Origin of the sequence: Rhizobium sp. RAF56, from assembly GCF_052113965.1 — a bacterium.
Lineage (GTDB): Bacteria > Pseudomonadota > Alphaproteobacteria > Rhizobiales > Rhizobiaceae > Rhizobium.
This window is the reverse complement of sequence record NZ_JBFRDU010000053.1, coordinates 16501-27089: the sequence shown is the minus strand read 5'-3', so window position 1 is coordinate 27089 and position 10589 is coordinate 16501. Positions and strand designations below refer to the sequence as shown.

At 60.3% G+C, this 10589-nt stretch carries 7 protein-coding genes; all 7 read right to left on the bottom strand.

What is annotated here, in order from left to right:
* Positions 1-256 precede the first annotated feature (256 nt).
* Entirely contained in the window at positions 257-1399 is a 1143-nt protein-coding gene (locus tag AB4048_RS26395) for a fumarylacetoacetate hydrolase family protein (RefSeq protein ID WP_442204945.1), read from the bottom strand.
* Positions 1400-1522: 123 nt separating this feature from the next.
* Positions 1523-2884: an alpha-glucosidase/alpha-galactosidase gene (locus AB4048_RS26390; RefSeq protein ID WP_442204944.1), complete on the bottom strand. Its 1362-nt coding sequence runs from the start codon at positions 2882-2884 to the stop codon at positions 1523-1525.
* Between the two features lie 21 nt (positions 2885-2905).
* Positions 2906-4573: an ABC transporter ATP-binding protein gene (locus tag AB4048_RS26385; RefSeq protein ID WP_442204943.1), complete on the bottom strand. Its 1668-nt coding sequence runs from the start codon at positions 4571-4573 to the stop codon at positions 2906-2908.
* Positions 4574-4587: 14 nt separating this feature from the next.
* Entirely contained in the window at positions 4588-5715 is a 1128-nt protein-coding gene (locus tag AB4048_RS26380; RefSeq protein WP_442204942.1) for an ABC transporter permease, read from the bottom strand.
* On the bottom strand, positions 5715-6725 hold the full coding sequence (locus AB4048_RS26375; RefSeq protein ID WP_442204941.1) for an ABC transporter permease: 1011 nt from the start codon (positions 6723-6725) through the stop codon (positions 5715-5717). The genes AB4048_RS26380 and AB4048_RS26375 overlap by 1 nt, the downstream gene beginning before the upstream one ends.
* A 119-nt stretch (positions 6726-6844) precedes the next feature.
* On the bottom strand, positions 6845-8929 hold the full coding sequence (locus tag AB4048_RS26370) for an ABC transporter substrate-binding protein (RefSeq protein WP_442204940.1): 2085 nt from the start codon (positions 8927-8929) through the stop codon (positions 6845-6847).
* 122 nt (positions 8930-9051) lie between these two features.
* Positions 9052-10518: an alpha-glucosidase/alpha-galactosidase gene (locus AB4048_RS26365; protein WP_442204939.1), complete on the bottom strand. Its 1467-nt coding sequence runs from the start codon at positions 10516-10518 to the stop codon at positions 9052-9054.
* Positions 10519-10589: the final 71 nt, after the last annotated feature.

Sequence of the window (10589 nt, the reverse complement as noted above, 5' to 3'; positions counted from 1 at the left end):
GATCATCAAGAGAAGATGACGATCCCCGATCATCGGCAAATCCGAATGCTTCCTGTCCTATCCGGCGACGGCTCATCGCGCACCTCAATCTTCCGACGAAGGTATTGAATCATCAATGATTCCAAACGTCTACAAATATCCGCGCACGGGTCTCCTTTTAAGCGTTTCTGCTTTTCTCGGAATCGCAGACCCGCTCCGGTTATTTGTTTTAAGCTAATCTGGACAGCGGTCCGTTCCCCATCTTTACTGGAACGCTTTAAAGTAGACCGCGTGAGGCGAGGTTTCGCATCAGGTGCGACACGCCGAAGGTCCACGGTGCACAGTCCGTCGACAGCCGGACGCGGTTGGTGAGCGCTCCGAGCTCCGGATTGGAGATCGTCACGATGTCACCGATCTTATGCGTGAAGCCCTGGCCGGCGACATCGCGATCCTCAACCGGTGCAAACAGCGTTCCCATGAACAGCACCAGACCGTCCGGATATTGATGATGGCGGCCGATGGTCTGCGCGACGAGGTCGAGCGGATCGCGGCTGATTTCCTTCATACAGCTGCGACCGTTCAGCACGTAGCCGTCCTCGCCCTCGACCTTGAGGCCGAGCTCGGCATTGCGCACGTCGTCTATCGAATAGGTCTCGTCGAACAGCCGGATGAACGGACCGATCGCGCAGGATGCGTTGTTGTCCTTCGCCTTGCCGAGGAGCAGCGCCGAGCGCCCCTCGACGTCGCGCAAATTGACGTCGTTGCCAAGCGTCGCGCCCTTGATCCGTCCCTGGCTGTCGACGGCAAGCACGATCTCCGGCTCAGGATTGTTCCAGCGCGAGATGGGATGCAGGCCGACATCGGCGCCATGCCCGACCGAAGACATGATCTGCGACTTGGAGAAAACTTCCGCATCCGGGCCGATGCCGACTTCCAGATATTGCGACCAGACGCCTTCCTCGATCAGCGCCGCCTTGACCTTTGCTGCCTCGGGGGAGCCGGCCTTGAGATTGCGCAGGCTGTCGCCGATGATCTCGGTCACCCGTTCGCGGATTTTCAGCGCCAGATCGGGATTGCCGGCTGCGCGCTCCTCGATGACGCGCTCGATCATCGAGCGCGCGAAAGTCACGCCGCAGGCCTTGATCGCCTGGAGATCGATGGGTGACAAAAGGTGCGTCTGCGAGGCATCAGCCTTGCCGGCGAAAGCCTCATCCAGGGTCGCAATCGCCGCGCCCCTCTGAGAGCGCAGGTAGGCCGAGGGATCGTCCTTCTCCAAAAGATCGCGGATGGTCGGTATTTCCTTCGAAGTGATATCGAAGAGCTTGCCGTCACGCACCACGACCAGCGCCGGACCACCGAACTCCGGCCGCCAAATGCGTCCGACGAACGTACCCGTGCTGAAAACATTCGATCCTGTCATGGCGGTCCAATCTCCCATTGCTTGCCTCAAATCTCTAGCGCAAGCGCGTGCCGACAAAAAGGCCCCGCAGCGTGACGCGGGGCCTTTCCTGCCGCCAACTCCCGGGAGAGTGAGGGGGCGGCCTTAAGCTTTGCTTTCCATCCGTGCCCAGCCTGGCAACCATTCTCCGTGCGCGGCAAGGAGATCGTCGATGAGCGACCAGATCTGGTCGAGATCGAGTTCGGCGGCGGTGTGGGGATCCATCATCGCGGCGTGATAAATGTGCTCGCGATTCTCCGTCATCAACGCCTGAACGGTCAACTCCTGAACGTTGATGTTCGTGCGGATCAGTGCCGTCAACTGTGGCGGCAGGTCGCCGATGAAGGTCGGCTGGATGCCGGATGCGTCGACGAGGCAGGGAACTTCGGCGGCGCAATTGTCGGGCAGCGACGTGATGCAGCCGTTGTTGCGCACGTTGCCGTAGATGACGGAGGGTTCGCCTGTCCAGACGGAATTAATGATCGAGGATGCGTATTCCTTCGACCGCTTGACCTCGATCTTGTCCGCCGAACGATAGGTCTCCGCCTGGCCCTTCCAACGCTCGATCTGCTCGATGCAGCGTTTTGGGTATTCATCGAGCGGGATGCCGAACTTTTCGATCAGGTCCTCACGCCCTTCCTTGATGAAATAGGGGGTATATTCGGCGAAGTGCTCCGAGCTTTCGGTGACGAAATGGCCGAGCCTGGTCAGCATTTCGTAGCGCACCTTGTTCGGGCAGCGCGAGTTCCAGCCGGGCTTCGGCGCACGGCCTTCGCGATAAGCGCGGATGAGATCTGGATAGAGATCGCGATAGGAGCCGTCCGGCTGGCGGTGCTCGAACTTCAGGTAGAAGGCCATGTGGTTGATGCCGGCCGAGCGATAGCGGATATCCTCGTAGGGAATGTCGAGGTCGTGCGCCAGCTCCATTGCCGTACCCTGCACGGAATGGCACAGGCCCACCTGCTTGATCGCGGGATACTTTTCCGAAATTGCCCAGGTGTTTATGGCCATCGGGTTGACGTATTGCAGCATGATCGCGTCAGGGCAGACGGCGAGGATGTCCTCGCAGATCTTCCAGAGATGCGGCACCGTTCTCAAGCCCCGCATGATGCCGCCGACGCCGAGGGTATCGGCGATGGTCTGCCGCAGTCCATATTTCTTCGGCACCTCGAAATCGGTGACCGTGCACGGCTCATAGCCGCCGATCTGGAAGGCGACGACGACGAAATCCGCGCCCGCGAGCGCCCGCCGCTGGTCGGAATATGTCTCGACCGTGGCACTTGCTCCGAGGCTCTTTACCAGCTTGCCGGCGACCACCTCGCTTTCCTCCAGCCGCTGCGGATTGATGTCCATCAACGCGATCGTCGCGCCGGAAAGCGCCGGGCGCTGCAGCACGTCGCCGATAATGTTTTTCATGAAAACGGTCGATCCGGCTCCGATGAAGGTGATCTTGGGTTGGCTTGCCATATAAACCTCCGGCATGGGCAATCAGGCTACCTCGAACGCGGCCTTGACCAGGCGTTCGGTGTAGGCGGTCTTGGGATGGGAAAGGACGTCGTCAACGGACCCCTGCTCGACGATCTTGCCATTCTGCATGACGATGATCCGGTGGCAGAGGGCGCGTACGACCTTGAGATCGTGAGAGATAAACAGATAGCTGAGGCCGCGCTCGTCCTGCAGCTTGCGCAAGAGCTCGATGATTTGCGCCTGGACGGAAAGGTCGAGCGCCGATGTCGGCTCGTCGAGGAGAATGAACTCCGGCTCAAGCGCGATGGCGCGGGCAATCGCGATGCGCTGACGCTGACCGCCGGAAAACTCATGCGGGAAGCGCGATAGCACATTGGCCGGCATCCCGGCGCTCACGAGCGCGTCCTTCACCCGTTCCAGCCGTTCGGACTTGCTGGCGCCGATATTGTTGACGATCAGCCCTTCTTCGATGATCTGCCCGACCGGCATGCGCGGATTGAGCGACGAGAACGGATCCTGGAAGACGATCTGCATCCGCGAGCGCAATGGGCGCATTTCCGCCCGCGAGCGGCCGTGGATCGGCTGGCGGTCGAAGTAGATTTCGCCGCTTTCGGTATTGATCAGCCGCAACAGCGCTTGGCCGAATGTCGTCTTGCCGGAGCCGGATTCCCCGACGAGGCCGAGCGTCTCGTGTCGGCGAAGCTCGAGATCCAGGCTGTCGACGGCGACGAGATCACGCATTTGCGGTTTGAAGAACGTGCCGTGCCGCAGCATGAACGAGACGCGCACGCCCTTGCCTTCGAGGATCGTGTCGCAACCTTCCCGCAGCGGTTTCGCCCTCCCCCGCGGCTCGGAAGCCAGGAGATGCTTGGTGTAGGGATGCTGGGGGCTGGCGAAAATCTCTTCGGTCCGGTTATGCTCCCGCATCTCGCCATGCTGCATGACGTAGACGTAGTCGGAGAATTGCCGCACCACGGTCAGGTCATGGGTAATCAGGATGACCGCCATGCCGAGCTGCTTCTGCAGGTCGCGGATGAGGTTCAAGATCTGTGCCTGGACCGTGACGTCGAGCGCCGTCGTCGGTTCATCGGCGATCAGCACGTCGGGATCGTTAGCAAGCGCCATGGCGATCATGACGCGCTGGCGCTGCCCGCCGGAGAGTTGATGCGGATATTGTCTGAGCCTGGCCTCCGGGTCGGGGATCTGAACCTTCTTCAACAGATCCAGCGCCCGCCGTGCGGCCTCGCGCCGGCCGATCTTGCGATGTACGCGGATCGCTTCGATGATCTGCCCGCCGATCGTGTATATCGGGTTCAGTGAACTCATCGGCTCCTGGAAGATCATCGATATCCGATCGCCGCGAAGCTTTCGCCGCTCCCGCTCGGAGAACTTGAGCACGTTCTTGCCGTCATAGCCGATCGACGATGTCGGCGACACAACGGCGCGCTTGGTGAGCAGGCCCATGATCGTGCGCGCCGTCACCGATTTTCCCGAACCGGACTCGCCGACAATGGCGATGGTTTCGCCGCGGTAGAGTTGGAAGGAGACGTTCTTGACCGCCTCCACCGTGCCGTGCTCGACCTTGAAGGTGACGGCGATGTTTCGGGCGTCGATGACGGGGGTACCTTCCTTCTCGCCGCTGTCGTGGCGAAGTTCGGGCGAGAAGGATTGGGCGAGTGCGAGAGCCATTGTCAACCTCGTTCTCAATAGGGATCGACGGCGTCGCGCAGGCCATCGCCGAGCGCGTTGAACGCGAAGACGGTGACAAGGAGGAACGCGACGGGCGCAAGGATCCAGGGGTAGGAACCGATGACCGAATAGTTGGCAGTATCCTGCAGCATCAGGCCCCAGGAAATCAGCGGGGGCTTCACCGCGAAACCTAAGAAGCCGAGGAAGGATTCCAGCAGCACCACGGTCGGGATCGCCAGCGTCACGGCAACGATGACATGGCTCATGACGTTCGGAAGGATGTGCTGGAGAATGATGCGCCGGTCGGTCGCGCCGACGGCCATGGCGGCCCTCACATACTCGATCCGCGCCAGCGCCAGCGTCTTGCCACGTACCTCGCGCGACATCTGTGCCCAGCCGAGCGCCGACATGACGACGATGACGAAGCCGAGGAAAACATTGGTCGGCGCTGTCACCGGGATCAACGAGGTCAGCGCCAGATATAAAGGCAATTGCGGAAAGGCGAGCACCAGCTCGACGAAACGCTGGATCCACGTGTCGAGCGTGCCGCCGAAATAGCCTGAAATCATGCCGACCGTCGTTCCCACGACCGTCACGATGAAAACGACGGTCAATGCGATGATCAGCGATATCCTGGAGCCGTAGATGGCGCGCGAGAGGACGTCGCGGCCGAACTTGTCCGTGCCGAGAAAATGCACTGGCTGGCCATCGCTCGAGCCGAAGAGGTGGCGATTGCCGGGGATCAGCCCGAAGAGATTGTAGTCCGCTCCTTTCACGAAGAAGCCGAGCAAGCGCGGATTGTCGTAGTCGATCCCGACGATCGGCTGGAACGTGACGGGATCGAGTTCTTCGGTATCCGCCATCGCATAGACGCGCGGCTGAAGTACGAAGTTGCCGTCCTTGTCGCGAAAGCTGATTGTCTGCGGCGGCGCAAAGCCGCTGTCGGTCGCGTTTGGATCGACTGGAGCCACGAATTCCGCAAAAACCGACATGAGGATCAGAAGGCCAACGAGGACAAGGCCGCTCATTCCTGTCCACGACCGTTTCAGGCGGCGCCAGACAAGCGCCGGATAGCTTTCGTTGCCACCTTGGAACTTGATTTTTTCCTCTTCCGGCGGCCCGGATGGCGTAAATGCAAGCATCAGAAACCGCCTCCGTGTTGGCGCACGCGCGGGTCGAGAAGTGCCAGCAGCATGTCGGCAATGATGTTTCCAACGATCAGGGTGGCTGAAAGCACCAGCATGAAGGTCGCCGTGACATAGACGTCGCCGACGGCCATGGAGCCGACGATTGCCGGACCGACGGTTGGCAGCGCAAAGATGATCGCCGTTTCGATCTCGCCGGTCAGCATGTAAGGAAGCACGACCCCCTGATACATTACCAGCGGATGAAGTGCATTCGGTACGGCATGGCGCAGAATGACAGCGCCGCCCGACAGGCCTTTGGCCCGCGCGGTTTCGACATATTGGGCGTTCAGCGTGTCGAGCAGATTTCCGCGCATCACACGCATGTTGTAGGCGAGCCCACCGAAGGTCGCGATCGCGATAACCGGCCAGATATGCTTGAGGAGATCAACAAACTTGGCGAAGGACCATGGCGCGCCGCCGAATTGGGGCGAATAGAAGCTGCCGATTTCCGAAACGTTGAACTGGAAGACCAGCAGATAGACGATGATCAGCGCCATCAAGAAGCGCGGCACGGTCATGCCGAGAAAGGAGACGCCGGAAAGCAGGCTGTCGATCCAGGTATATTGACGCGTGGCCGCCCAGATGCCGAACCCGATTCCGAGCGTCGAGGCAAGGATATGGCAGACGAGTGCCAGCGCAAGCGTGCGCGGCAGGCGCTCGGCCACTACGTCGGCGACTGGCTTGTTGTAGTAGAGGCTGTCGCCGAAATCACCGCGCGTTACGATGCCGGTTATCCAGTTGATGTATTGGATAACCACCGGCTTATCGAGCCCATGCGCCTTGCGGTAGATCTGAGCCTGTGCATCGGCCTGTTTGAAAGACGCGCCCCCCTGATTGATCAATTGTGCGCGGATGTAATCGGAATAGTCGCCAGGCGGCGCCTTGATTATTGCAAACGTCGCCACGCTCAGGATGAGGAGCACGGGTATTGCCGAGGCTATCCGAACGAGCAGGAATCGCAGCATGGGACCGTTCGCTTCTCTCTTCGCCGCTTGGTCGGTTGATCGTGACCGGACGGCGGCTCTGTTCCCTTCTGTCCGGCCGCGTCAACGGCGCGACCGGAAGTTTCGTCTGGGAGAGTTTGTTAGTTGATCGGACCGCCCTCGCCCGGCTTGCCGGGCAGCTGCTCAGGGAACAGCTCGTACTTGCCCTGCTTGTCGGCTGCGACCCAGACGCGTTCCCGGATGATCGCGTCTTCGGCCCAGTTGAACATGACGATCGGCGTGCCCTGCGGAATATTGGAGAAGCGCTTGTTGATGATCAAGGCGCCCGGATACTCCGTCAGGCCGAGCGTGTAGACGTTCTCGGTGGAGATCTTCTGGAACTTCTTCATCAGTTCCGCGCGCTCGTCATTATTCTGACTGGAGGTGAACTTGTTGACGATGTCGACAAGGTCCTTCTCGAAGGGCATTAGGTCGACCTGGCCGCTTTCGGGTGCACGGTGATCCCAGCTCGTGCGTGGGCCAACGGGGGCGAGCTGCTCGGTATTCTGCACCACGGAGGTCAGCTCGGTCAGATTGCGCTGGACCATCCAGTCGAAGCGCCCGCTGTAGTTCGCATCATCACGCTTGTTGCCCTGAAGCGAATTGAGGACGACCCTGATGCCGAGCTTCTGCATCTGCCCGACGACCCCTTCCGCGAGGCTTTTGTCGGTGGAGTAGTCGCCGTTCACCAGAAGCACGATCTCGACATCCTTGCCGCCGGCGGTACCGGCCGGGAAGTTGACAATGCCGTTGCCGTCGGTGTCCTTGAGGCCGGCTTTTGCCAGCTCCTCTTTCGCTCCCTTGAGATCGAACGGATAGTAGACGGTCGAATTGCGGTCATAGAAGCTCGTGCCGGACGACAGGCCGCCCGGATAGATCGCGTTGAACGGTCCCTTGACCAGTGAATCGCCTAACGCCTTGCGGTCGAGCGCCATGGTGACGGCCTTACGGAAGTCCTCATTGCGGTTCAACTCGCGGATCGCCTGCCCGCGCTCGTCGGGATTGCCCCAGCCGTTGGCAGAGTAGTTCAGCCGCAGGTTATAGCCGATCAGACGCGGACCGAAGGCGAGGCGCGAGGGTGCGTCCTTCTCCGCTGCCCGCTTCAGTGAGGCCACGAAGTTTTCCGGCTGTTCGAGGTTGGAGAAGTCGCCGGACCCGGCGACGGCCTGCACGTCCCGATCCGCCCAAGTGGACAGCTTGTAGTGCAGCTCGTTGAGGTAAGGCAGCTGATTGCCCTTCTCGTCGACCTTCCAGTAGTAGGGGTTGCGGCGCATCACGATGATGTCGTCGGCGCGGTATTCCACAGGTACCCACGCGCCCATGACCGGCAGGTTCATATATTCCGGCGGGAAGGCATTCTTGAACTGGTCGTAGGTGTTCTTGGAATACTTCGGATGCTGCGGCTTCAAGACATGCGACGGGCCGGGGCAGAAGGTGCCATAGGCCATGGCATAGAGATATTGTCGCGGGAAAGCTTCCTTGAAGGTCCATTCGACGGTGTAGTCGTCGATTTTCTTCAAGGTGGTGCCGGTGCCGAAGGTTTCCGGCGTTGCGCCGTTGAGCGGGGATACGTTCGGATCGACGACCTCGTCGTCCCAATAGAACATCACATCGTCGGCATTGAACGCAACGCCGTCGGACCATTTCGCGCCTTCGATCAGGTGCATCGTCAGCTTGTGGCCGTCGGCCGACCAATCCCAGCTCTTGGCCAGGTTCGGCAGCGGCTCGGTGTCCTTGGCCTCAACCTGGAAGAGCGGTGCCGTGCGCGTCAGGCACTCCGACAGACCGATATCGATGCCGCCCCAGCCTTGGGTTTGGCCAGCGCCGTAGTTCCAGCCTTCAGGGCGACCTCCGATCACATGACGCATCGTGTCGCCATAGACGCCGATGCCGTCCGGCATGTTGCCTGTCTTATAGACTAGCGGCTCCTTCGGAAGGCGATCCTTAACGGGTGGCAGCTTTCCGGACTTGACGAATTTCGTCGTGACCCAGTCAGGCTCGTGGTATTCGGGCAGCGCCTTGAACTCCAGAATGGAATCGCGGGCGACAAATTTGATCTTGCCTTCGGCCGGAAAGGCGGGCGGCGCCGGCGCAACCGTCGGCTCCGATGCATGCGCGCTCATTGCAATCGCGGAGGTGGCGAGCGCCAACCCCGCAAGGATGGTGAACTTCCTGAAATGCGTCATCGTCTCTCCCTCTTAACTTGCGGTCGCTCTCTCTGTAGCGCCGCTCCTCCAGACAAGGGCGTCGGGCAACCGATGCAACCAGTCTCCTCCGAAACCTGCCGCAGCCGCCCGACCCCGATTTCTCAGCCGGTCTGCTTGAGTGCCTCCTTCTCGGCGCGTAGCTCCTCGATGGAGCGCACGTTGCGGGTTGCCGCGCCCTTCCAGTCGCGGGTCGGCACCTGGGATTTCGACAGCCGCTCCTTCGCGCCCGCGATCGCGTGGGCATATTGCGGCAGCCAACGGGCGCCTGCGACCACCATCTCATCGACCATCTGCCAGACCTCTTCCGGCGTGGACACGGCTCCGACCAGCGGGTCGTGCAGCACGGCGAGCTTCAGGAGATCGAGATCGCCGCTGATTGCCGCATGAACCGACATGCGCTGGACGTTGATCGAGGAGATGCAGGTGGCGGCACAAGCTTCTGGAAGCGTAATGCCGGCGGCCATGTTGATGCCGAAGCGGTCGACGAATCCGGGCGACTCGATGATCGCGTCAGACGGCAGATTGGTGATGACGCCGTTGTTCTTGACGTTGAAATGGCCGCGATAGACGCGATTGGTCTCCAGCGCTTCGAGAATATGGCTGGCGTGCTCATTCGAGCGCTTGGCCGGATCGATGGGCTTTTTTGCCGAGGCGAGGAATTGCGGGAATTCCGTCTCGAACCAATTGCGGGTTTCTGTGGAGTGACGCAGATAGCCGCCGGTTTCGCCGTGGATCCAGTCGGACATGTCGATCCACTTGGTGATTTCCTCGGGCCGCTTGCGGTACCAGGGCAAGTATTCCGACAGGTGGCCGTTGCTTTCGGTCGAGTAGACGCCGAAACGCTTCAAGACGTCAATGCGCAGCTTTTCCTGCTGGGAATAGACTGGATGGGCCTCGAAAGCGGCAACCAGCTCGTCCTTGCCGATCTTGCGTCCGTTCAGTCGCAGATCGACGAACCATGTTTGATGGTTGATGCCGGAGCAAATGTAATCGAGTTCGTCCTTGTGCTTGGCGCCGAGAACCTCGGCTATCTGTTCGGCACCGTGCTGCACGCCGTGGCAAAGGCCAACCGTGTCGACCTTTCCGTATTCGATCGCAGCCCAGGTGTTCATCGCCATCGGGTTGGCGTAGTTGAGGAATTTGGCGCCGCTCTCGGCAACCTCACGGATGTCCTTGCAGAAATCGAGGATCACCGGAATGTTGCGCTGGCCGTAAAGAATGCCGCCCGCGCAGATCGTATCGCCCACACACTGGTCAATGCCGTATTTCAGCGGAATGCCGATGTCGTCCGCATAGGCTTCGAGCCCGCCCACGCGCACACAGCTGATGATATAACGCGCGCCCTCAAGCGCTTTGCGCCGGTCGGTGGTCGCCGTCACACGTGTCGGCAGATTGTTCGCTTCGACAATCGTATCCAGGATCGCCTTGATCATGTTGAGATTGTGCTCGCTGAGATCGGTCAGAGCGAACTCGACATCCTTGAATTCCGGCACGCACAATATGTCGGTGAACAGCTTCTTTGTGAAACCAACGCTGCCGGCGCCGATGATAGCGATTTTGAAACTCATGATCCCCAGCCTCTCTTCAATCAATTGGCGATAGTGGAGTGGTTTGAAAGGACAACGCGCCGGTCGCTGAA